Raw genomic sequence first — 24,537 nt, 5'->3', positions numbered from 1 at the left:
TAAACGCGGTCTCATCGATACGGGTGCAAAATTATTTGAAGTACGCCGTCAGCTTTAGATCAGGCCCCACTTGACGAACATCTTGCCATTCTAATGCAAAAGCTTGCTGCATTTGGGTTAATTCGTCCACCGCAAATAAATCACGGCCTTTATCCCCTAATAATTTGGGCGCTTGATACAAAATCAATTCATCGATTAATTTATTCTGCAATAACGCCCCTGCGAGCTTGGCACCGGCCTCTACCCAAACATGGTTGAAACCAAGCTGGCCAAGGTGTTGCATCACATTATGTAAGTCGAGCTGAGCCCCATTTGATAGCGCCTGATATTGCTCCACATGAGCAGGAAATACACCGCTATTTGGCTGGCTATTTATAATCACAATGGGAGACGATAAGCTAAATAAATGTAAATCAGGGTGCAGTTGATTGCGCCCGTCCAGCAAAATGCGGGTGGGCTGGCGAAGTTCGTCTGCTGAAATGTCCTTGCTGGCATAACCCAACTCGCTATGACGTACATTTAACGAAGGATTATCCGCTAACACTGTGCCCGAGCCTGAAAGAATAGCGCAGCTCTTAGCGCGATGTCGCTGCACGTCTTGGCGCGCCAACGGACCCGTTATCCATTGGCTTAGGCCATTATTAAGGGCGGTTTTTCCGTCCAGGCTGGATGCCAATTTAACGGTAATGTAGGGTTGCCCTGTTTGCATGCGCTTAATAAAGCCCCGGTTAAGCGCCTTGGCAGCGCTTTCAAGCAAACCACTGCTAACATCAACACCAGCGTCGCATAACGTTTTAAGGCCACTGCCTGCCACCAATGGATTCGGGTCGACCATGGCCGCAATAACACGTTTAATGCCGGCTTTTAATAATGCTTGGGAACATGGACCTGTGCGGCCGTGATGATTACAAGGCTCTAACGTAACATACGCTGTAGCACCTTGTGCCTTGTCGCCCGCTTGGGCAAGCGCATGAATTTCAGCATGCGGGGTACCGGCTTTTTTATGCCAACCTTGGCCAATAATGTCACCTTCAGGACGGGTGATAACACAACCCACATTAGGATTTGGAGACGTCGTATATTGGCCTTTTTCAGCCAAGCGTATGGCCAAAGCCATCATTTTTGCGTCATGGGCAGAGAACTGATTCACGCTAAAACCTTTTAAATTCAATTCACTAAAAGTGAATACTCACGTAACGAGTTAGTCACCTAATCGCGCTATTTCTTCGCCAAACTCGCGGATATCTTCAAATGAACGATACACAGAGGCAAAGCGCACGTAAGCGACTTTATCTAACTCTTTCAGTGCGTCCATAATCAAGTTACCGAGATACTCGCTGGTAATTTCACGCTCGCCCGTGGCACGCATAGATGACTTAAGTCGACTAATGCATTGCTCCACTTGCTCGGTGCTAACCGGACGTTTTTCAAGGGCACGTTGAAGGCCAGCCCGCAGCTTGTCTTCGTTGAACGGTTCACGCGAACCATCACGCTTGACCACACGAGGCATCACCAACTCAGCCATTTCAAAGGTCGTAAAACGCTCTTTACACATAGTACATTCACGACGTCGACGCACTTGATGCCCGTCGGCGACTAAGCGAGAGTCGATCACCTTGGTTTCTTGGACAGAACAGAAGGGACAAAACATAACAATTATTCTTCAACCAAGTAAAAGGAAGCCCATAGTATGCCGACCCAACAATTAAAAAGCCACTTTAGAGGGCACACACTTTATTCAGCTAATTCATTTAAGTGGCACAAAAATCGCTATGTTATTTACCAAAGCGATAAATAGTGTCAATTTAAAGGCGATATCAGGTGAAAAAGTCTAGGTTAATCATAATTGGGGGAGGCGTTTTATTACTATCAGCCTGCGCCATTCCCTCATTTGACGATAGCGCAGATACACCAACTCAAGTAAATAGCGCCCAGTACAGCACGCATCACTATGTTGCGTTACTGGCTAAACAGCTATTTTTCACCGCCAAGCCGATCTATATGGAAAAGTCTGTGGCAGTAGGCACATTTTTGCCAACCGAAAGCATGGATGGCAAAAATGTGCCTTCGACAAACGAGTTAGGCCAACAAATTCAAGAAAGTTTTGTCACCCTCGCCACCCAAGCAGGGCTTAACGTAGTTGAATTCAAAACAGCAACGGCTATTAAAATTCAACATAACCAAGATCTTATGTTGTCTCGGCAAATAAACGAAATAAACGCAAACGTACAGACCGATTACTATTTAACAGGCACCTATTCTTTACAACAAAAAAACATCGCCATTAATGCCCGTTTAATCGAGGCAAGTAGTCAAAAAGTCATTGCCGCAGCGACCGAAGTCTTCCCAAGCAACGCTATGTGGGAACAAGAAAAAATCATGTTAAAAAATAACGGCCTCTACCGAAATGCATATTAGGAGCAAACCATGAAACCTTTATTATTAGTTGCAATTTGCACTGGCTTCCTTGGTGGTTGCTCCTCAATGTCGGCGATTATGCCGTTCTCAGATGATAGCAACGCTAACGAAGAGCCTCACAGCGAGCAATTGGTAATATCTGAAACACAAGCAGAGCAACTTTCATCATCGGCCATCAGCACCAGTGCAGAATTTAATGGCGAAGTACAGCAAAGGCTGCTCACAAACCAACCCGCAGCCGTTAAGCATAAATTGCTAGAAATGGCGAAAAAGCCTCATGGCAGCGCCAAAGACATCAACTATTATGTACGTGGGTTAATACAAGACTTAGCAGGCAACCTGCAATACGTGAACAACACCACGCCTGTCGCGGTAACAAGTTTTGTGATGCTAGACAGCGATTACACCAAAACGAATTTAATTGGCACCCAGATGGCAGAAAGCATTATGCACGAAGTGCACAAATTAGGTATTCCTGTGATTGATTTTAAAACCACAGATTATGTTCGTGTGACGCCCGATGGGGATTTCATCTTTAGTAAGGACTACGAAGAATTAAACGGCGACTCACCTATTCGTTACGTGGTTGGCGGCACCTTGGTCAAATACAACGATGGCTATTTAATCAACGCCAGAATGGTTGGTATTGATTCAAAAGCCGTGGTCGGCTCAGCGCAAAGCTTTATTCCTAACAATGTAGTCAGTGCCATGATAACGAATGAAAAAAGCATGCAAGAAGTCGAGGCGGATAAGGTCACGGCTAAAAAGACCATTGTTCAGGGCTGATGAAAGCCTTTAAACGTTTTATTTAGCGTAGTGCTAAACCATTAGTTAATGCGCAATAGCTACTCCAAGTAACATATCGACACCTGCTCCCTGTCAAAGCGCTTAACTTTACTTTCGACAGGGACATAGCGCTTAACAACATTATCATTAAATACATCGGTATGGCTTGAAGCGACACTAACCCCGTCTTTTAAACTCAACGTGTTACCAACAACCTCAACCACTATAGTTTTACCGCGTATTTCTTGAACACTGCCAAATTCATCGCTGCTGGTACTGCAGACCAAATCACCTAGTTCAATATTCAAATTCTTCGCAGCTTGCCAATCTTGTTCTGCTTGATTATCAAAACGAGGCTCTGGTTTTAACGAGGCTACGCTGGTCTCCGCACTCCGCCAAGTGTCACTTTCGTTAGTTGGTTCATCGCTCCAATTATCCTGCTCTTTCACTTGGGCATCGCTCCAATTATCCTGCTCTTTCACTTGGGCATCGCTCCAATTATCCTGCTCTTTCATTTGGGCATCGCTCCAAAATTCAGTTTCTACCGCTGGCGTATTTAGCCACTCACCGTTTTCAATAAGAGCACTGCTCTCTTCACTAACCTCAACGGAATGCATTAGATGTGAATATAGCTTTTGAGGATCTGAAATAAACGACACGTAAGCCTGCTCAGAAAAAGCACTTTTAAGATATGTTATGAAAGACTGTATATCACCCGATTCTGTGCGCTGAAAAATCAACCAATCGATGTAGTGTTGAAAATATCGTTCATCTATTGCTTTTACTTGTTGTATTTCTTTATCTAGTGAAAAAACCTCACCGTAAAATTTAAACAATTCAAACTCTTGCTGTTTAAAGTACCGGGTTAGTAAGGTGTTACTTTCTGTATTTTCCAGCAGGTACTCAGTAAGTTGTAAACACTGTGGTGTGCATATATATTTTTCTTCGAATTGCGGGTGCAACAAGTTTATCTGGTAGGGAGTTTCCTGCTTAGCTAAGCGAATGTTAGTTAACACAAATCGCCTTCTTTGGTCTTCTTGCTCAATGGTTAACTCACCCACGATACGAATAGGCACCTGACTAGACAAATAGCTTTTACCTGCATACCGACTTAACTCTTGCCACTTGCTGAAGGTTAAAGCATGGCTTCTACCTGCCTTCTGCAAATTGGACTGGCAAGCGCTCAGTAATAGAATCGATACCACTACAGCAAGACTAATCAACCTCATTAAAAATAATACCTTGCTCAGTCGTGACGGTAAACGTGGTATCAAAAGCCTTATTGGCGGTTAACGTCAAGGTTCCGCCCAGCAATATCGTTATTACGCCGGTAGTACCGCTCGAAATGGTTTGTTTTTGATCTGCAATAATTGGGATGTCGGGTTCACCATGAACCCGGAAAATGCCACTCGGCGTATACAAAATGCCGTCACCATTAGCAGTATGACTAGTAATTTGAACTTCTACATCAGCATTGAAATTCGCCACAATAAGATATTTCCCTGGCTCTCCATATCTGACACCAGAAAACGGACAAAGGCTCCCACCATTGTCCGTTAAAATTTTCGAGTCATAATCTAAGCTACATGAGCCAGTAAATCCCATTAACTCACCAAACTCTAACTGCTGCACCGTATTAAGGTAAGGTAAATCTTCAGCATGAAGACTAAACGTAACGATCAATAATGCGCTCAGAAAAACACCTTTAACATATCGAATCATCTTATAATTTCACTCCTGAATCAGACCAAGCTGAAACATCTGAATAAGCAGAGCGACGGCTAACCCAGCCTTTGATTTGATTGGCTTGCAACACACTAATTGCATCCTGCTCAGTATCAAAGGTTTGGCTGATCAAGCAGTGCCAATTTAAACCAGACTCAGCGATATACTTATTCCCTTGAAACAGCGGTATACCACTCGGCAAAAGCTTGCTGCCAGTATCTTGTATCGGCTTTTTACTCGCATGAAACTGTATTACCCAACCTTGCTCTTTCGAATCGCCCTCCGCATTATCATCCACTCTCACCTTATGTTCTCTCACAATTTTATTAAGGTCACTCGGTAGCGCAACGAAAGATGCCGCTTGCTGTTGGGGGGAATCAATATCTTTCAGCTTAGCCACGTCCTTTCGGCTAACTTCTTTAATCATGTAATCATTAGAGTGTAACTCTTTACGCTTGGCGAAGCTGGTTGCTTGCTGTTTTGAATCGAACTTCCCAACAAACACTTTGTAAATAGTTTGCCATTTTCTTTGTTTACTTTTTACTACGCTTAAAGGCACAAATAACATTGTTTCATAACGATCGGCCATGTTTACTGCCCCATCTCTTTGCATAAATGCGCCTAACTGCAAGCTATAAACAGGTCCCGTAATTTTGTCAGGGGTTTCCGACGGCGAGTCAATTTCCCTTGCACTCTTCTGAGTAGATTCACCATCAATTGGAGCCGGTTGTACGGTGCTTTGTGTGGTTTCTTCAGGCTCAGGAACTCCTGTTGTTACATCAGACAACCGGTCATTATTTTGCTCGATTACTTCAGTTTGTGTTTCTGCTCCGATTTTTAGTACCTTAGGGGCAGCTAAACTATGAACTGCGGTAATTTTTTTGCCTGTCGGTAATGAAAAATAGTTTCTACGGACGTCTTCGTTTTCATCCCATACCATTACCTCAACATCGTCTTCAGCTAAAGAGAAAGGGATAATTCTTTCATCCTCTAAATCGTCACTGTTGACCTGCTGTCGAACATATATAGGTGGCAACTCAGTAAAACCACCGATATTGGGAGTGTTGATTTTGTAACCTATCACATCGGAGGTTAATGCTTTTTCATGTAGGTGAACTTGATTTACAACGATTGAATAAGCGTTTGGTTTCATGTTAATAAACTCAAAATAACCATCAATGTCAGTCAATTGGGTTTGCACCACATCACCTTTATCTTCTACTAAGTCAACCCGAATTTGTGAAACCGGCACATCTCCATTTTCGGCCTGACGATATATAAAACCAACCATGTCCGTGGTTAAGTAAAACGGCATGTTCACCGACACTCTCGCACCGGGATGTGTATAAACTACATAATCATTGTTAATGGTTTTAGAGCCATCTTTCCAAGTAGCGCCGAACCGAAACGGTGTGTTCGCTGTTGCCCCAGGAAGCAAAATTTTACCACTTTCTCCCGTTGTTAGTCCCTGCCAATCTTGATTACCGTTAAATTCGACCCCTTCCAGGTTATAATCTAGCACATCTGGTATACCATTTAATTGCCTATCCAAATAGGCATGAATATCTAATGTGGCTGACTGCTGGGAAATCTGACTACTCGTTAATGCACGTTGGTTATAATAGTCGTAACCAAAATAGAAATTAAAATTCAGAGCAAATGTCCACGTTTCATCAGCGCTATAGTTACTGCGTAAACTCAACCGATAATCTTCTGTTTCAAATGCTAATCGGTGCGACAGTTGCCAATCATTATCTGAATCCGTTAGAGGACGATAATCATAGGTGAAATAGTGGGTAAAAAAGTAAGGGTCTTGCCATTTATACTGTGCAGTAACTCGCGAAGAATCTGAAAGGAAGTCACTGCCCTCAGTATCATATTGCAGGTCAGCAGATAAACGCAGGTTTCTACCTAGGTATCCGCTTATCCCCAAGCTGCCAGTCAATGAGTCAGTTGTGAAATCTTCGCCTTGAAAGTCTTGCTCAATTTTCGCGTAACTCAAACTATGAGTAAACCGCAGGCGTTGGTAACTAACATTGGTATTGTGCGATAGGGTCTGTGTTGTCACATCACCACTGTTATAATGGGAGGCTGATAACCGAAAAGGTAACCCCAAAAACCAATCTGAGTAATTTAGACTGAACTGCTGGTAATCATCACTTTCTGAATAACTATCGCTATTCGTGTTAAAGCCATTGCTAGAATCAAACTCTAGGCTATATACCCCTTCACCGAAAAGGCTACCGGATATGGATGTTTGTTGCTCATACTTAGCATCATCGTTAATAATCAACTTATTCTCGAGTAACATGCCAGGGAAGTTTAGATAGTTATTGATCCCCAACAACTGACGATCATCATCATTTAGGTCGGTGTAATTCTGCACAGCAAAGCCTAACTGCCACCTATCACTGATCCCATAGTCAAACGCGCCACCAACACTGTTCAAATTAAAACCGTCGTCGGAGCTACCATTTAGCACGGTACGTTGATTATCCAAAACGAAAGCACTGTAGGCCATATTACCTTCTGCTAAAGGGTTAGCCGTTAAAGGATACGACTGTTGGTACTCTTCGAGTTCACCATAGGGGCCATAAACCTTAATCAAAAAATCATTTCTACCATAATATATATCCACGTCATTAAAAATTAACAAACCTGTTTCTGGTACGGTAGTGGACGTAATTAATCGATTATTTAAGAACAATTCAGCCTCCCAGCCCGGGGGAGCCTGCTCCTCTATATTAATTAAGGTGTTACTTTGGCGATAATCGTCTTTGTTCCTCTGTATTGAGAACCCAACCCCAGACTGAGAGCCCGCGATGCTGCCCCCAGAATAACTTGATACGTCGCCAAAGGAGTATTGGTCAAACGCCCCTAAAATTCTGTCATCAGGGGATGTTTTATAACGCGTAAAATTCAAGCCGCCGCTAATATCCTCGCCCTGATTTTTATTCAGATTAATTCTGGCTGAGTGATAAAAAAGGTCCGAAATTAGCTGCACACTGGTTCGGTTACTATCTTCACCGTCAGACAAACCTAAGCTATGAAATACCTCTCCATGGGGCAGCGTTGCCAGTCTATATTGATCTGGCACGGTAATAGGTACTTGCACTCGTTCGTTATTAGGCGTTCTGTATTGATAAGCCTGGTTTCTAAAGCGCTGCTGAGCCTGCTCTTGAATAATGGTGATCGGGAACTGATAATCTTCAGGGGTGATGCTAAAGGTTAACTTTTGACGATTTAACTCTGTGGTAATATCAAAAAGCTCAGCTAATGTACCCTGAGAAATGTATTGAAAATAGCCATCGTTGGCCCAGATATCCCAAGACGAGCTATCACCTTCTATACCAACGAACTGATACTCAATCTTCGTATCGTTTTTCCACACGGTGAGACTGTCTTGCCTAAGTTGGTAACGTAGCTTTAAGCTATTAAATAGCGGCTCAATCGCCAGCATCAACTGCTCATCATAAAGATATGCATCAACGCTACTATTAACCGTATTTTTATTAAGTTGAACTGCTAACAATAAAAAGTCATTTTCATCTAACGTAACTAGCCTTAATTCCTTGGCTACAACATGAAAGCTCAGGAGCAGGCCTAAAAACGCGAGCGTGCGTGCAATACTCAGCATGCTAGACAACCAATTTAATGGACAAGTTGAAGTGCAAAAAAAGAGGCTGGTGATACAACATTATATAACTTCCATTTGGCAATCTGCGTGTCCAGAGTTGTCTGAATGTTGACACTTAGTGGCATAATGAATTTAATTTGCAGATTTTGTGCCAAACCAACATAATAAAAGAAAGGAGTGTAACAGTTTGAAGGCATTACTATTTTTGAGAATAACGCTTAGGAGAGACTCGTTTCGGTGTTTGATAACCAAAAACTTAAACGGCCTACCTAGACCGCCAGAACAATCTCAAACAATAAACTTTCCGAAATTGCATGTACGAAAATACTTAATTGAAACAGTTAACTTAAAGTTGAGTTCTTGTCGCGATAATTTAGGGTGATTTTAGCGCGAGAATAGAAGGCTAGAAGAATGATTAGGCCTTAACCCAGCTTCTGCTCAACTACTACTGGTCCCGTCAATTCATCTTTTTCGCTAAACTTTAAAATCAAGTGGGCTTGGTCGATACCGTTAGTCGATAATTTGACGTTTTTAAATTCCATTTCTTGATAAATATTCACGTGTTGCTGTTTACTAATTACTTGGTTTGAACGACTGTCGATTAATTCTAGTTTCCCACTTACCGAACGCTCGCCAGAGCGAAGAATGTCAACACTCAAGGTTTCACCAGAAATATTAAGGTGATCAAATTGTATAGAGGCTTCCAACTTACCGGTTCGCACCACAATAGGAATGTTATGCCTTAATGTAGGCTGTAGACCATATTGAATATCATTATTTAGTTTTACTTCATCTTGATCATAGCTGCACTCGAGTGACAAATGCGCTCTATATTCTGCCGCAATGGTTTTGGCTCTTCGCTTCAACTGAAATTTAACTGTTTGAGATGTACCAGGTGCAACACTAAAGTGACGAGGTGAAAATCGAATCCAAGCGTTAGCCGCAATATCTGGCACAACATCTAATGGCAATGCTTTTAATTCACCATCTACATTTATCTCATAGTGCCTTAAAAATTGTTTACAATGCTGCGTATACTCGTCTTTGTTGTACACAATAAAATTTTTGGTTCGCTGGTCATTATCCAAATAAATTCGAAAAGTTGATAGGCCCAAAGCATGGCTATATGAACTAATAAGTGTAGATAAGGTAAAAATAGTGAGCAGAAAGCGAACGATATAAGCATTCCAGCGCTTTGAAGTGACTTTTTTCATAAATTTAAACCTCAATCTACAGACTAACAATATTATTTGACCATACGGCAGAAAGATCACCTTCGCGCTCCGACTCATTAAATTTTAGTACAATACCATCAAGTGAAATCTTTTCTTGTACTGCCATTTGCAAATACTTTTGCTTCGTTTCATGGTAAATAGCAAAGTTGGCTGATTCGTTCAATATATGCCCATTACTTTTATTAACTACCGTTACTTTGCCGTAAACAGACTTCGTTCCTTCACGAGATAATACAAACGAAAGTTTATTATCAACTAATGTTACATCACTAAATTTTAGTGTTGCGTCTAACTTTCTTGGCCTCACAATTAAGGGAATATTTTGCTGCAATTGGGAGCGCAGCGGAATAGATGCCAGTTCCCCATTTACACTTATTTTCTCGCTAGCTTGCGTACTTTTGCATTGAAGCGTGACGTAGCTTCTGTGTTCGACAACTGGAGTATCACTTTTACGCCTTAATCTAAAGCGCACTGTCTGCTTAGCATTAGGCTTAATTACAAAATGTTTGGGTGAAAATCGAACAACGTTCTCTGCCGCATTATCCGGTGGAGAAACGCCTGAATAGGCAGACATAATGCCATTTTCGTCAAATTCAAAATATGTAATTCCAAGATCACATTTTTGTGCGGTACTATCACGATTCTTAATATCGAAGTTAGTGCTAGAGTGCTTTTGGTCTACATAGATTCGCTGGGTGGACAAACTAATATTATTCGCGAAAGTTAAATGAGAGAGTATTACCCCCCCAACAAAAAGACCAATTTTGGTAAACCTGATATTAAGCCTTGTTAATATATGTTCAGCCCTAACAAAATGAAATATTTGAATCATTGATGCCCTCGTTACTTAGTTCTATGAAACTGCTGACGGTCTTTGCGAGTGAAAACATTATTTGCAAAGCAAAAAAAATGCCATAACGTTTAAGAGTAAATACACTCAGACGTTATGGCGCTACAACTCCATTTAACTATACAAACAACACTTTTAATTAATAAACTACATCTATAATAAAAGTTTGCGTATTGTAAGTTGTTCCAGCTGTAAGGGTGCGTTGTGCCGTTAACGTTCCGCCAACGTAAACGTACGTTTGCCCCGGAATTGGACTACCCGTTAAGGATACATCACCAGCTGCAGCTAATCTGATGTCGGTGTCAGCCCCACTAGCAATGTCTACTAACGTATCGTCACCAGTATCTAATACATAGTTAACAGCCACTCCTGTAGGCAAAAACGAGAAGTCAATATCACCGGCAGGAGCAATTGGGTTAACAGTAACAGTAACATCAACTCCTGGCGCGCCAGTAACAGTATAAATGCCAGCTGTGCCAGTTCCATTGTTATCGCAATCACCCGTTCTAGTCTGATACGTCGTACCTGCAGGCAACGCCGTACCTAAACCTTGTCTAGCTGCAACTGAGCCTGGGTTCGCTGTTGTGCTAACTAAGAGGGTACAATTAGTATTTGAAGTTATAGCAAGATCTTCTCCGAAATCTAAAGCCTGAAGTTCAGCTATAGATACATCCACTATTGTCTCAAATGAAAACGACATAGGCTCTTCCGCTGCATTAGCAGTGGCAGACAAACCGACCAACAAACTTGCCGTAATCAGTGATTTTTGTAAAACATTAGCTTTCATTATAAAGCTCCTTTAATCCATATAAATGTCACTAAATTGACGTAAGTTAGTAAGTTACTGTCACTAAGAAGGTTTCAGCGTCGTAAACAGTTTCGGGCGTTAAATCTTGCAATATTGTCAGGGTGCCACCTAACGTGAAGACTAATTCGCCACCAATTGCATGCTGAGTTGTAGCCGCACTGTCTTCGTCAGCTGCAGCTAAGGTATCTGTCGTGGTAGCAGACGCAGACAATGCTCCCATTGAATCTGCGCCTGTCGTACCGTCATAACTACTGTAAGCACTGCTGTCAGGCACATATGTAAAATCAGCAGTTGTAATACCCCCTAAGGTAATATTAACTACTGACCCTGCCGAACCACTAACGGTATATACACCAGGTGTTCCTTTTGCTCCAGCAATGCAAGCATCACCACTTAATAGTCCGTAACCCACTTCAGCATCATCTGCGCCTTTGCCGATTTGCAAATCAGCTGTAGGAGGTGCCGCAGCATCCATTGTGCATGAGCCAGTTGTAATAAAGATATTAGCTCCAAAACTGAGTGGAGTCGTTTCCTCAATTTCTACATCTTCAATTGTTGTAGCCGTTATAATGAATGGTTCGGAAGCGGCCATAGAAGTGCCGGACACTCCCAAATACAGTGCTCCAAGGATCAAGCTGATTTTCGTTTTATTTGGTTGCATAGCAACACTCCTATCTAACAACGTTATGCTAATTGAAGAGTCAAAAGACTTGTCTTTGATTATCAATTAACGATTTGCAAAAAGCCTTAAGTGGTACATTTACTTTAACGGCTACATGTTATAAATCTTTAATAAAAATCATCAGCTCACAAACCGATTAAAAAATGAACAATTCGTATCTTTAATAGGGATTTCTTAGAATTTAGTCCTTTAAACGGCATCATATGCCTCGTATTCCCTGTTTTTATCTGGAAAGGGTATTCAGTAAGGGTGGATATATATGCAAATAAGTGAATAAATTCAACCTTTTTAGGTATATTAATTTATACGCACGTATCGAATAAAACGACATCTACTATGAGTAGGGCTGCATTGAGGCCTATTGCTAATGAGTATTGCTTGCAGAACCCACAGCGTTCTAATTTTGACGGCAAATCATCGCCTTGAAAAGCTGCGTCAGGCAAATTGCTGCCGCGCTTTATATTTATGCTACCGATGGATGATAAAGTTCTGTGAATGGAAGATAAAAGGTGGAAAATAACATGATACAAAATTTTTGATTTCTGACTTGAAAATTTTAAGCCGCTTTAGATCAAATTATCCACAATAGCTTTTGGCAAAAACTTCGATGCGCTAGCTTTCACTTCGTTAGATTTAATATTAATCATTCTCGCATTCACCATGACGCCTCGGGCATTTTTTATCATGGTGCCTGTGACCACATAGCCAATGTTTGGGTTATTTTTTAATTCAAGTTTATTGCGTGAGAAAACAAAGTCTCCTTGGGCGTTAACATTGATCAAACCAGTCAGCTTATGATCGCTCATTGGCAAGCCTACGTTTTGCAACTCACTCATAAGGCTCTCAGCCAATTGAATGCCTAATTCGTTGGTTGATTGTAGCGATGAGTCTAAATAGACAAAAGATGCCACCGCCACCGGTGTATCAATCATGCTATCTCGTAAGTCGAATTGCATATCCGTTGCCATCTGTTCGGTATATTCACCGAGACGCTGAAAATTAAAATCAGTATGAAATAAACGGGGATCACGCTCAACAACCTTTACTTGGGTGTTATCTATGAGCATGTCGTGACATTCGTGAAACTCGCCGGTGTCGTCAGCACACAACCGTGTTTGAGGGCTTGGCTCACCATCAGCGAACACGTTAAATGAATCCATAGAATTAAAAGAAGAACAACCAAATAACACGCTAGATACTAGAGTAAGGGACGTAACTTTTATCAATCGCGACATTTTGATATCCACAACTTAAATCAAATAATATTAATAGATTAGCTGAGCAAATTTCACGCCAATTAAAAAGTTAGACACTAAGTATCAAACTCTGCTAAATGTTGTTAACACTGAATAAGCCTTAATATTAGGCCGATAGCTTGATTGAACACACTTTCCGTTGAGAAGGCGGCTTAGACAGCATCTTCAAATACTATCGAAACCGAACTAAACTATTGGTTATAGAGTCAATTATTTGACGCGCTCTTTGACTTAGGAACTGAACTCAATCAATTAGCCACAAAAAAACGCACCTAAAAAGGTGCGTTTTTATTATGCGAACTATCTACAGTTTAGCCGTAAACAGGGAACTCGCCGCACAGGGCCAGTACTTCGCCTTTAACGCGTTCGATGACGGATTCATCTTCGATATTGTCGATAACATCACAAATCCACGTCGCGACTTGTTTCGCTTGGGCTTCTTTGAAGCCGCGGCGGGTAATCGCGGGTGAACCGATACGTAAACCACTGGTAACAAACGGTGAACGTGGGTCGTTTGGTACTGAGTTTTTGTTTACAGTGATGTTTGCGCGGCCTAGGGCGGCGTCAGCATCTTTACCTGTGATGTCTTTCGCAATCAAATCAAGTAAGAACAAATGGTTTTCAGTGCCGCCAGACACGATGTTGTAACCGCGTTCTTGCATTACGCTAACCATTGCCTTGGCATTTAGTAATACTTGTTGCTGGTATTCTTTAAAGTCAGGCTGTAGGGCTTCTTTAAACGCCACTGCTTTAGCCGCGATAACATGGCATAACGGGCCGCCTTGATTACCAGGGAAAACTGAACTGTTTAATTTTTTATAAATGGTTTCATCGCCACAAGCTGACAAAATCAAACCACCACGCGGGCCCGCTAGGGTTTTATGGGTAGTCGTGGTAACAACGTGGGCATGAGGCAGTGGGTTTGGATACAAACCAGCCGCGACTAAACCAGCAACGTGTGCCATATCAACCAATAAAAATGCGCCTACTTTGTCAGCGATTTCACGGAAACGCTGCCAATCAACAATACCAGAGTACGCTGAGAAACCAGCAATAACCATTTTAGGCTTATGCTCTAAGGCTAATGCTTCAACGGCGTCATAATCGATTTTACCCGTTTGCTCATCAATACCATATTGTACTGCGTGATAGGTTTTACCTGAAAAGCTAACGTGGGCACCGTGCGTCAAGTGACCACCGTGAGCCAAACTCATACCTAATACGGTATCGCCCGCTTCAAGCAATGCCATAAAGACCGCTGAGTTGGCTTGTGAGCCTGAATGAGGTTGTACGTTAGCGTAATCAGAACCGAATAATTGATTTGCCCGTGCGATGGCTAAGTCTTCAGCAACATCGACATATTCACAGCCGCCGTAATAGCGTTTGTGCGGATAGCCTTCAGCGTATTTATTGGTTAACTGTGAACCTTGGGCTTCAAGCACCCGGGGACTACAGTAGTTTTCAGAGGCGATCAGCTCAATGTGATCTTCTTGGCGCTGGGTTTCTTGCGCGATAGCTTGACTCAATTCGGGATCAAAATCGGCAATATTCATGTCACGTGATAACATCAGGTCTCCTCAGGGGCGCCCGCTACACTTGCTTAATAGAACTAGCTAAACCGTTACGCTGTGGCCTATCAAGAATCAACATTCTCAATAGACACTTAACGCCGTGGCTGCAAATTCCATCAAACGCAATGCTACGCTGGCTATTTAAGTGCTTAAAAGAGCGCACATTCTAGTCATTTTGTACTTTTTGTACATAGCTTTAATGCAATGTTTTATAACTGAATAATGTAAAGATAGATCACCACTTATACAGCGGTGACCATCTCGCCCTAAATGCGCTCTGCGTCAGGGCTAAATTTCAGGCCAATTTGGCGGCGAATTTCGTCCATGGTTTGCATCACAGCAAGGCTGTCGTCATGGGGCATAAATTGGCTGCACACGCGCTTTTTATCGATCATTTTCATGGCTTCTTCGATTTGATATTCAAAGCCATTAACACGATGAGAAAATTCAATCACTTCGTCTTGGGCACCTTCTTTTTGTAAGATGGCCTTGTTCCCGTTCCAGAACATATAGGGCAACACGATGCGCCCTTTCGTGCCCATTAACGTCATGGTATTACTCGCCTGTGCAGCAATGGTGCAGGTGAACTGCGCAAAACGCCCTGACGGGTAGCGCATACTAACGACGGTATTTTCATCTACTTCACGTTTGCCAAAGTGGCTCATAGCACTTATTTCGCTTGGATGTTCCTGCATCAAGCACTGACTAAGCGTAATGCTATACACTCCTAAATCGAGTAACGCTCCGCCACCTAAATTTGGATCATGCAATCTATGCCCTTGCTCATCACCAAAGGCAAAGCCAATATCCGAACAAATATATTGCAGCTCACCAATACGGTCTTCATCTAGCCACAATTTTACTTGCTCAAAACACGGCATAAAACGGCTCCATAGCCCTTCTTGCAGCAGTAAATTTTTACTTTGCGCCAGTGCTATGAGTTTTTCAGTTTGCGCAGCATTTATGGTCAACGGTTTTTCCATCAATACATGTTTGCCAGCCTCTAAGCACATTTTGGCTTGTTGATAATGCAGGCTTTGCGGTGTTGCAATGTACACGGCGTTTACCTTGGGATCGTCAAGCAACTCTTGATAACTGCCGTAAGCCTTGGGTTTCTGGTCTTTAACCGCTGAGTCATTATCAGCTGCAGCTGTTTCACCTGCTGCGCTACTCACTGAGTATTTGTCAGCAAAGGCTTGCGCTTTGGCTAGGTTACGACTGGCTACCGCGTATAGTTTGCCCCGCGTTGACGGCGCTAACGCGTCAGCGAACATATCTGCAATTGAACCTGGGCCGATAATGCCCCAATTAAACGATTTCATATTCCTCCTTTGGCACTCTTAAAATAGAGCGATTGCAAACTAAGCGGCCAATGCTAACTGTTGTGACCTAGCAAGGTGTCACAAGCCGCTCAGCGATAGTCGTGTTATAGACCCATTGATTAGCACTGACAGCGCTAACGCCAATTTGGCTTAGAGTCTACTGTATGTTCATTGTACGAACGGCATAATGACTTCATTAAGGATTAGATAAGCGATACATCAATACGGCTGTTTTCTCGATGTTTTGCTTAAAGGTGGTCATGTCGGCCACTTCCTCTTTGGTATGCCCTCCGTCGCCCATTAAGCCCAACCCGTCTATGGCCATTTTTACGTGCCCAGCGGTAAACGAGATATCGGCGGCACCCGCATTACGCGGGTTAACCGCACTAACAGGGCCATAGCCTAAATCAACACTGACTTGGCTGTACTGGGCCAGTAGTGACTTATTACCTTTGGTTTCTTTCATTGGCGGATAGCCATCGTCAAATGTGAAGGTAGCATCGGTTTGCGCAAGATGTTGGCTAACAACTTCTTGCATGATTTTTTGCGCTTCTATCAGTTGCTCTTCAGACGCAGCCCGCAAACCACCTTTTACCGTTGCACTTTGCGCGACTACATTGGTCTTACCAAAGGCAGTGACTTCGTCACCGCCTTTATTCGGTGTTACCCGCGTACCACCCGCAATCACTCCAGGGTTGAAGCTAAGGAGTGGCAACTCAGCCAACTGCAAACGAAATGCTTGTAAAATACGGGCCATTTCAAAAATGGCGCCATCTCCAACTTTTTCAGTAAAAATTTGTGATGAATGCGCCGCATTGCCTGACGTGGTTACTTGCCACGTCGCCGCGCCGCGTCTAGCGGTTACCGCTGTGCGAATATCACCGTCGGCATCTTCAAATCCAAGCGCAACATCAGCCCACTTCGCCGCATCGACCAACGCCTTTTTTGATTTTGCCAATGGACGCCCACTCGACTCTTCGTCGCCGGTTAATACCACTTTGATATTTAGGCGCTGCAACATATTTTGCGCTTTTAGCGACTTAATCGCCGCTAACATGATCACGTTTCCGCCTTTCATATCAGAAATGCCAGGGCCAGCGATGTGCTCACTGTTTATTTCTTTGGCACTTTGAAAGTTATCGTCTTTGGCGAATACTGTGTCTAAATGGCCAATCAACAGTAACTTTGTTCCCGTAGGATGGGTGCTCGACTCATAGGTCGCCACTAAATGTCCTGCCCGGTTAAATTCGCTGCCGTCAACCCACTCGGTTTTAAAACCCAGCGCGTCGTATTCTTGGCGCATAATATCGCCTATTTCTTTCACCCCAGCAAAATTCATTGTGCCACTGTTAATATTGACCGTTTTAATCAGCAATGCTTTAGCGCTGTCTAACTCTTGACCAGCATATTCAACCAGTGCATTTTCAACTAAGCGACTAGCCAATACTGGTTGACAAAAGAGTCCCGCACAAATAACGAAAATAGTAGATTTTTTTAACATAGCACTCTCTTTTAATGTTTTAGCTTATGAATCTTGTGGTTTTTAATACTTGGCAGTGGAGCAAATACTACGCGAGTGACGAAGGCTATGCACTTCGAATTTTGTCAATGAATGTGTGCCAATGCACAACAGCAAAAGGCTTCACTAAAACCTAACTAATCACCTTAATATCAAATGGATACATAAACCAATTTATCCATTCAAGTCATCACCAGCGTTAAATACAAAAATAGTCTCAGCTTATGCTTTCATCGCTTATGCCCAGTGTTTACAATAGGCCAAATTTTCTGGAGTAATTTACATCATGGCGCAATACGTATATAGCATGAATCGTGTGGGCAAAATCGTGCCTCCGAACAAGTTTATTCTTAAAGACATTTCCCTGAGCTTCTTCCACGGTGCCAAAATTGGGGTACTGGGCGTAAACGGCTCGGGTAAATCAACCTTGCTCAAAATTATGGCTGGTCTTGATAAAGACATTGAAGGCGAAGCTATTCCCCAAGCAGGCTTAAAGATTGGTTACTTACCACAAGAACCCAAACTCGATGAAAGCAAAGATGTGCGCGGTAATATCGAAGAAGCCGTGGCCGATGTAGTTCACGCGTTAAAGCGCATTGAAGAAGTCTACGCAGCTTACGCCGAAGAAGACGCCGATTTTGATGCCCTCGCCAAAGAACAAGGCGAGCTAGAGGCTATTATTCAAAGTAAAGACGGTCACAACTTAGATAATGCTCTTGAACGCGCCGCCGATGCTTTGCGTTTGCCGCCTTGGGATGCAGATGTCAGCATATTATCAGGTGGTGAGCGCCGACGAGTCGCCCTATGTCGTTTATTGCTTGAAAAACCCGACATGCTATTACTCGATGAACCAACCAACCACTTAGATGCAGAATCTGTTGCTTGGTTAGAGCGTTTCCTACATGACTATGAAGGCACCGTTGTGGCCATCACCCATGACCGTTATTTCCTAGATAATGTAGCAGGATGGATTTTAGAGCTTGACCGTGGCCAAGGTATTCCATGGGAAGGCAACTACTCATCTTGGTTAGAGCAAAAAGACGCCCGATTACAACAAGAAGAGAAAACCGAAAGTGCCCGTCAAAAATCGATTAAAACCGAATTAGAATGGGTTCGTTCAAACGCCAAAGGTCGCCAATCGAAAAGTAAAGCGCGTATGGCTCGCTTTGAAGAGCTAAGCACGGGTGACTATCAGAAACGCAATGAAACCAATGAATTGTTTATTCCACCGGGTGAGCGTTTAGGTGAGCAAGTTATCGAAGTTAACCACCTACGTAAAAGCTACGGCGATCGCTTATTAATTGATGACTTAACCTTCGCCATGCCTAAAGGCGCCATCGTCGGTATCGTTGGACCAAACGGTGCCGGTAAATCGACTTTATTCAGAATGTTAAGCGGTGAAGAAAAAGCAGATTCTGGCGAGGTTATTGTTGGTAAGACGGTGAAATTAGCCAGTGTTGATCAGTTCCGTGATCATATGGACGGCAATAATACCGTTTACAAAGAAATTTCTGACGATTCAGACATTATTCGCATCGGCAACTTCGAATTAAATAGTCGTGCGTATTGCGGCCGTTTTAACTTTAAAGGTAATGACCAGCAAAAGTTTATTAAAGACTTATCTGGTGGTGAACGTAACCGAGTACATTTAGCTAAGTTGCTAAAAGCCGGTGGTAACGTGCTATTACTCGATGAACCCACCAATGACTTGGACGTAGAAACGTTACGCGCCCTAGAAAACGCGCTACTTGAATTTCCCGGCTGTGCCATGGTTATTTCCCATGATCGCTGGTTCCTTGACCGTATCGCTACGCACATCATGGATTACCGTGATGAAGGTAAAATTAACTTTTTTGCCGGTAACTACACCGAGTACTCGACTTGGCTAAAAGAAACCCAAGGCAAAGATGTGGTTGAACCTCATCGCTTGAAGTACAAAAGGATCAGTAAATAAACTATTTAGTGGGTCACTACGTAGACCTATTTGATATTTCAAACTGCATAGCCGTTTAGGGTCAACCTAAACGGCTTTTTTATTTATCAACTAAGCTTGAAATAACTGTAGAACCGTGCAGAATCGCCGAAGATTAAGAAGGCTAATATTCCCTCTACGAACGGATTTACATAATGCATTTTCGCACCCAATTTCAAGACGTCTATGGGTACCTAACAGGCTACTTGTGGGCATTTTTCGCATTTGCTATGGCGACTTTTTTCGCAACGCTTTTGGTTAGTGCATTTGCGCCGGGTGAAGCACTGTGGTTATTTTTGCCTGCCGTACTGATCACATCTATTAACAAGAAGAAAACCGCCACCAGTCTAATTGCCTTTAGTGCCATATGCGTGGTCAGTTATATTTTCAGTCATCATATTCCCTATGCACTTATATCTGCGTTCTCTTTACAAGCGCTATGGTTTTTCTCGCTCAGTATGCTGTTAAGTCTGTTGTTCACCAAATATGCTCGGCAACAGACCGAGCTTGACTCGTTCCGCGGTAATCACAAAATACTTGCCGCAGAAAATAACGGTAAAGTCGTTACCGACGTGTTAGAACGTTTTGCGGTATTTATGGGGGTCATGACCCCTGACGGGATCCTGCGCGAGGCCAACAAAACAGCTTTGGTATCTGCTTCTTTAAAAGAAAGCGAAGTCATTGGCTTACCGTTCGAAGAAACCTATTGGTGGTCCCACGACACGAAAGTTCAGCAGCTCATTCACCGCTCAATTAATAAAGCTAAGCACGGCGTGCCATCGCGGTTCGACACCATTGCGCGCCTTGGCGACAATGCCTTTATTGATATTGATTTTATGTTGCACCCGATTTTTGATGAACATGGCAGCGTAATTCAGCTTATTCCGTCTGGTATCGATATCACTAACCGTAAACGCACAGAGCGCAATTCAGCGATGCTCACGCAGATCAGCGCCGATTTACTCAGTCTCAGTAGTTTAGATAAAATCAAAACTACTATCACAGATAGTCTCGTCAAGCATTTGAACTTAAGCGCATGTATTTTTTGTGAAACGCACCCGATTTCAGACCAACTAACGATTACCCATCACTGGCAAAGCGATACTGATCTCGCATCATTTGAGGCCAACGGAGATATCCCTTTTGAAGTCGCCATGTGTCAGGCTGAAAACCTTAGTTTGGTGGTTAACGATGTCGTAAGCGATCCAAGATATGCTAAAGGCGAGTGTCAGCGACGTGGTATAGGTGCGCTAATTTGTGTGCCTATTAGTTTGGACAGAAAAAACAATTTTGTATTGGCGGTGTATCGCAACGCGCCTTACATATGGCGTGATGATGAAATAGATCTGGTCATTGAATTTGCAAGACGCTATTGGGTGAGAACCGAACACCTGCGGGTTTTAGACACCCTGCGAGCCAGTAAAACCACGCTGGATATTACATTAGAAGCTGCGCAGTTAGGAGACTGGGAGTTAGATCTGACTAACGGTAGAACACGTCGTTCACTGCACCATGATCGGTGTTTTGGCTACCCAGAAGGAATACCAGATGAATTATGGGGCGTATCCGGCTTCTTTGAACATGTGCACCCTGATGATAAAGCAGAAATCAAACGAAAATTTAATAAGTCTTTAGATCAGGGTTGCGACTTTCGCGGTGAATATCGGGTTATATGGCCAGATAAAAGCATACATTGGCTTGCAGTGCATGCCAGCCTTTATGGCGAAAACGATGGCAAACCTACACGTATGTTAGGGATAGTTGCCAACATCAGTGAACGAAAACGCACTGAAGCCCTACTAGCTGCTCAAACCAATGCTCTGGAATTAATGGCGCAAGAGGCGTCCCTAAATGATGTACTTGAAACATTGGTGTTGTCCTTAGAAGAGCATTCGGTCAATGGCATGATGGGCAGTGTTATGTTGGTTGATACGCACACCCAAACACTCAAATTTACTGTGGGCCCCAGTCTTCCCACACCTTATATTCAACATATAGATGGCTTGCCTATTAATGCTATTAATTCAGCTTTCAGCGCAGCTGCAGCGAGTAAACATGAAGTGTTCGTGGCGGATATTGCCAGCGATCCTTTATGGAGTGAATGTAAAGACATAGCACTTAAGCATAATTTGCGAGCGTGTTGGTCACTGCCAATCCTCTCGGGTAAAGACGTGCTGGGTATTTTTGCAATGTACTACCCTACGCCACAATCACCCGATCGAGTAGATTACGACAATCTCGATATCATTATGCGCACCGCTGAATTAGTGATCAAGCGGCATCAAAATGAACAGTTAATGCACTTAAGTGAAGAGCGCTTTCGTGCCATGGCTGACAACGTGCCTCAACTCGCTTGGATGGCGAATGCCCAGGGGGAAATTGAATGGTTTAATCAGCGCTGGTTGACGTTTACTGGTGCATCTTTAGAGCAAAATCTACATGGCGGTTGGAAGAAACACCACCACCCCGATCACGAAGAGGCGGTATTCGCTAAATTCGCTGCATGCTTAGAGCAAGGTATAGATTGGGAAGACACGTTTCCCCTTAGGGGCAGCGACGGAAATTATCGTTGGTTCTTATCACGAATGAATGCTATTCACGATCACAACGGCACGCTAGTGCGCTTTTTTGGCACCAATACCGATGTGACGGAGCAGCGGAAAATGGCTGAAAAGCTCGCCAAAATTACCGATAAGTTGTCAACTGCCGACAAGCGAAAAGATGAGTTTCTAGCCACCCTTGCTCATGAGTTACGTAACCCGCTCGCGCCCCTGCTTAACTCTATGGAGCTTATTCGTAACGTACAATCTGAGCCTGCCATGGTGCAATCAGCTGTGATCACCATGGAGCGGCAAGTGAAGCAGATGGTGCGATTGATAGATGACTTACTGGATATTAGCCGAATATCGAAAGACAAATTATCACTCAAACGTAAGCAAGTAGATCTTGGCCAAATTATTGAACACGCGGTTGAAATGGCGATGCCATACGTTAATCGCTTAGGACATAATTTACAGGTAGATTTACCACAGCACACTATTTATATGAAAGCCGACCCCGCTCGTCTGGCACAAGTATTGGGCAATTTGCTGAATAACGCCTGTAAGTACACACCCAAGCGCGGGGAAATCACCCTAAGTGTCACGCAAGATGCCGAACAGGTGCAAATAAGTGTAAAAGACAATGGTTTGGGGATCACAGAGAATATGCGCACTCAGGTATTTGATCTATTTACCCAGATTGATCAGCACCTAGAGCAATCAGAAGGAGGCTTAGGTATTGGGCTTTCCTTGGTAAAGCGTTTGGTTGAAATGCATGGCGGGCACGTTGAATGTCGCAGTGAAGGTCTAGGGCATGGCAGCGAATTTATCGTGTATTTACCCTGTAAACCGGTTACAGCCAACCCGAAAATAGTCAGCAAAAAACCAACAAAGCTGACACCTCTTGCGGCCCTAAATGTATTGATTGTGGATGATAACCAAGACAGTGCTGACAGCATGCAAATGTTGCTTGATATGCACGAGCATAAAACGCGGGTGGTATATGATGGTGAGCAGGCGTTAATCGCCGCAGAGCAAGATAGACCTGACGTAATACTGCTCGATATTGGTTTACCCATACTTGATGGTTATCAAGTGTGTACCGCTATACGGAAACTCGATTGGGGGAAAGACATCACTATTATTGCCCTAACTGGCTGGGGGCAAGACGAAGACAGGCGTAAGTCCAGCGAAGCGGGCTTTAATCATCATATGGTCAAGCCGATTACCTTAAGTGCGTTGCTGGCATTATTGGCTCAAGTCACCCCTCAAACCAGGTAGGTTGTGGGGTAACTTAGAGAAACCTTATGAATAGGTGGCTTAGCTAAGGATCACCAAAAAACTTGGTGCTAATACTTGAAAGTCAAACGCCATTGCCACGCTTAAAGCGGTGATCGTCAAAATTGAAAAGCCAAAAATTTGTCTGGCCCACACCACCAACTCAATATTTTTACGATAGCCCCGAAGCGCCATAACCAACCACCATAGACTCGTTACGCAGGCCAGACTCATAAAGGTCAACCCCGTGTATCCACTTAACGGCAGTAGTGCACTAACAATAGCAAAAACCGCTATATATAGAACGATATGTAGCTTGGTTTTAGCGATCCCTTGGGCCACAGGTAGAACTGGAATATTGGCTTTGGCGTAATCATCAAAACGAAAAATAGCGATAGCGTAGGAGTGCGGCATTTGCCACAAACTAAACATTAACAGCAATATACCCGCACCCGCATCAAACTGACCACTTGCGGCGCAATACCCCACTACAGGCGGCACTGCACCAGATAAACTACCCACAAGCGTGCCATAAACCGAACGACGCTTCATATATAAGCTATATACGCCTACATAAACCACATACCCCAGCACAGCAAACCCCACGGCAATGCTATTGGTATAACGCATTAGCAGGCCAAACCCGACAACTGCCAACGCTACACCAAACTGCAATGCTCGTGAAATAGACACGTCTCCGGTTACAGTAGCTCGCTTACACGTGCGCTGCATTTTGCCATCAATGTCTTTATCGATGCAGTTGTTGATCACGCAGCCAGAGGCCACCACGAGCGATAAACCTAACACTGTCATGATCATTAAAAGCGGATCAACATCTCCCCGAGAGGCAAGTAAAAACCCACCAGCAACAGAGATAAGATTCCCCATAATAATGCCTGGTTTAGTGATATCGATATAACGTTTTATTTTCATGGTGA

Annotated in this window: 18 protein-coding genes; 4 read left to right on the top strand and 14 right to left on the bottom strand. The window is 43.3% G+C overall.

Annotation, left to right across the window (positions count from 1 at the left end):
* Window positions 1-31: 31 nt before the first annotated feature.
* Entirely contained in the window at window positions 32-1,150 is a 1,119-nt protein-coding gene (gene ribD, locus GQR89_RS05880; RefSeq protein ID WP_158769199.1) for a bifunctional diaminohydroxyphosphoribosylaminopyrimidine deaminase/5-amino-6-(5-phosphoribosylamino)uracil reductase RibD, read from the bottom strand.
* 51 nt (window positions 1,151-1,201) lie between these two features.
* Window positions 1,202-1,651 (bottom strand): transcriptional regulator NrdR, encoded by a 450-nt coding sequence (gene nrdR / locus GQR89_RS05875; RefSeq protein ID WP_158769198.1) that lies wholly within the window; start codon window positions 1,649-1,651, stop codon window positions 1,202-1,204.
* A 170-nt stretch (window positions 1,652-1,821) separates the two neighbouring features.
* On the opposite strand from nrdR, the gene GQR89_RS05870 reads away from it, so the two are divergent.
* Together GQR89_RS05870 and GQR89_RS05865 are read left to right on the top strand one after the other, a co-directional pair.
* Complete coding sequence (locus GQR89_RS05870; RefSeq protein WP_233269093.1) at window positions 1,822-2,418, top strand: FlgO family outer membrane protein; 597 nt, start codon at window positions 1,822-1,824, stop codon at window positions 2,416-2,418.
* A 9-nt stretch (window positions 2,419-2,427) separates the two neighbouring features.
* Window positions 2,428-3,204 (top strand): FlgO family outer membrane protein, encoded by a 777-nt coding sequence (locus GQR89_RS05865; protein ID WP_233269092.1) that lies wholly within the window; start codon window positions 2,428-2,430, stop codon window positions 3,202-3,204.
* A 59-nt stretch (window positions 3,205-3,263) separates the two neighbouring features.
* On the opposite strand, the gene GQR89_RS05860 is transcribed toward GQR89_RS05865, so the two are convergent.
* The 11 genes from GQR89_RS05860 to GQR89_RS05810 all read right to left on the bottom strand — a co-directional run bounded on the left by GQR89_RS05860 (window position 3,264) and on the right by GQR89_RS05810 (window position 17,791).
* Window positions 3,264-4,433: a hypothetical protein gene (locus GQR89_RS05860; protein ID WP_158769197.1), complete on the bottom strand. Its 1,170-nt coding sequence runs from the start codon at window positions 4,431-4,433 to the stop codon at window positions 3,264-3,266.
* The gene (locus tag GQR89_RS05855; protein WP_158769196.1) at window positions 4,420-4,926 is read right to left on the bottom strand and encodes a hypothetical protein; all 507 of its coding nucleotides are present in this window, start codon (window positions 4,924-4,926) and stop codon (window positions 4,420-4,422) included. The genes GQR89_RS05860 and GQR89_RS05855 overlap by 14 nt, the downstream gene beginning before the upstream one ends.
* A 1-nt stretch (window position 4,927) precedes the next feature.
* Window positions 4,928-8,566, bottom strand: coding sequence for an SPOR domain-containing protein (locus GQR89_RS05850; protein WP_158769195.1), 3,639 nt, complete (start codon window positions 8,564-8,566; stop codon window positions 4,928-4,930).
* Window positions 8,567-8,988: 422 nt separating this feature from the next.
* Window positions 8,989-9,780: a hypothetical protein gene (locus tag GQR89_RS05845; RefSeq protein ID WP_158769194.1), complete on the bottom strand. Its 792-nt coding sequence runs from the start codon at window positions 9,778-9,780 to the stop codon at window positions 8,989-8,991.
* A 16-nt stretch (window positions 9,781-9,796) separates the two neighbouring features.
* Window positions 9,797-10,633: a hypothetical protein gene (locus GQR89_RS05840; protein WP_158769193.1), complete on the bottom strand. Its 837-nt coding sequence runs from the start codon at window positions 10,631-10,633 to the stop codon at window positions 9,797-9,799.
* Between the two features lie 157 nt (window positions 10,634-10,790).
* A complete protein-coding gene (locus tag GQR89_RS05835) occupies window positions 10,791-11,438 on the bottom strand; it encodes a hypothetical protein (RefSeq protein WP_158769192.1) in 648 nt (215 codons plus the stop codon).
* Between the two features lie 46 nt (window positions 11,439-11,484).
* Window positions 11,485-12,120 (bottom strand): hypothetical protein, encoded by a 636-nt coding sequence (locus GQR89_RS05830; protein ID WP_158769191.1) that lies wholly within the window; start codon window positions 12,118-12,120, stop codon window positions 11,485-11,487.
* A gap of 587 nt (window positions 12,121-12,707) precedes the next feature.
* Entirely contained in the window at window positions 12,708-13,376 is a 669-nt protein-coding gene (locus tag GQR89_RS05825; protein WP_158769190.1) for a FlgO family outer membrane protein, read from the bottom strand.
* A gap of 332 nt (window positions 13,377-13,708) precedes the next feature.
* Window positions 13,709-14,965: a serine hydroxymethyltransferase gene (glyA, locus tag GQR89_RS05820; protein ID WP_158769189.1), complete on the bottom strand. Its 1,257-nt coding sequence runs from the start codon at window positions 14,963-14,965 to the stop codon at window positions 13,709-13,711.
* 269 nt (window positions 14,966-15,234) lie between these two features.
* On the bottom strand, window positions 15,235-16,290 hold the full coding sequence (locus tag GQR89_RS05815; RefSeq protein ID WP_158769188.1) for a Gfo/Idh/MocA family protein: 1,056 nt from the start codon (window positions 16,288-16,290) through the stop codon (window positions 15,235-15,237).
* Between the two features lie 196 nt (window positions 16,291-16,486).
* The gene (locus tag GQR89_RS05810; RefSeq protein ID WP_158769187.1) at window positions 16,487-17,791 is read right to left on the bottom strand and encodes a M20/M25/M40 family metallo-hydrolase; all 1,305 of its coding nucleotides are present in this window, start codon (window positions 17,789-17,791) and stop codon (window positions 16,487-16,489) included.
* Between the two features lie 304 nt (window positions 17,792-18,095).
* Here GQR89_RS05810 and ettA point away from each other — a divergent pair, with 304 nt between their 5' ends.
* Window positions 18,096-19,763, top strand: a complete 1,668-nt coding sequence (ettA, locus tag GQR89_RS05805) for an energy-dependent translational throttle protein EttA (protein ID WP_158769186.1) — start codon at window positions 18,096-18,098, stop codon at window positions 19,761-19,763.
* Between the two features lie 173 nt (window positions 19,764-19,936).
* The gene (locus tag GQR89_RS05800) at window positions 19,937-23,602 is read left to right on the top strand and encodes a PAS domain-containing protein (RefSeq protein ID WP_158769185.1); all 3,666 of its coding nucleotides are present in this window, start codon (window positions 19,937-19,939) and stop codon (window positions 23,600-23,602) included.
* 39 nt (window positions 23,603-23,641) lie between these two features.
* On the opposite strand, the gene cyoE is transcribed toward GQR89_RS05800, so the two are convergent.
* On the bottom strand, window positions 23,642-24,532 hold the full coding sequence (gene cyoE, locus GQR89_RS05795) for a heme o synthase (protein WP_158769184.1): 891 nt from the start codon (window positions 24,530-24,532) through the stop codon (window positions 23,642-23,644).
* Between the last annotated feature and the right edge of the window lie 5 nt (window positions 24,533-24,537).

This window comes from Paraglaciecola sp. L1A13 (genome assembly GCF_009796745.1).
Classification (GTDB): Bacteria; Pseudomonadota; Gammaproteobacteria; order Enterobacterales; family Alteromonadaceae; genus Paraglaciecola.
This window is presented reverse-complemented; position numbering and strand designations above follow the sequence as displayed.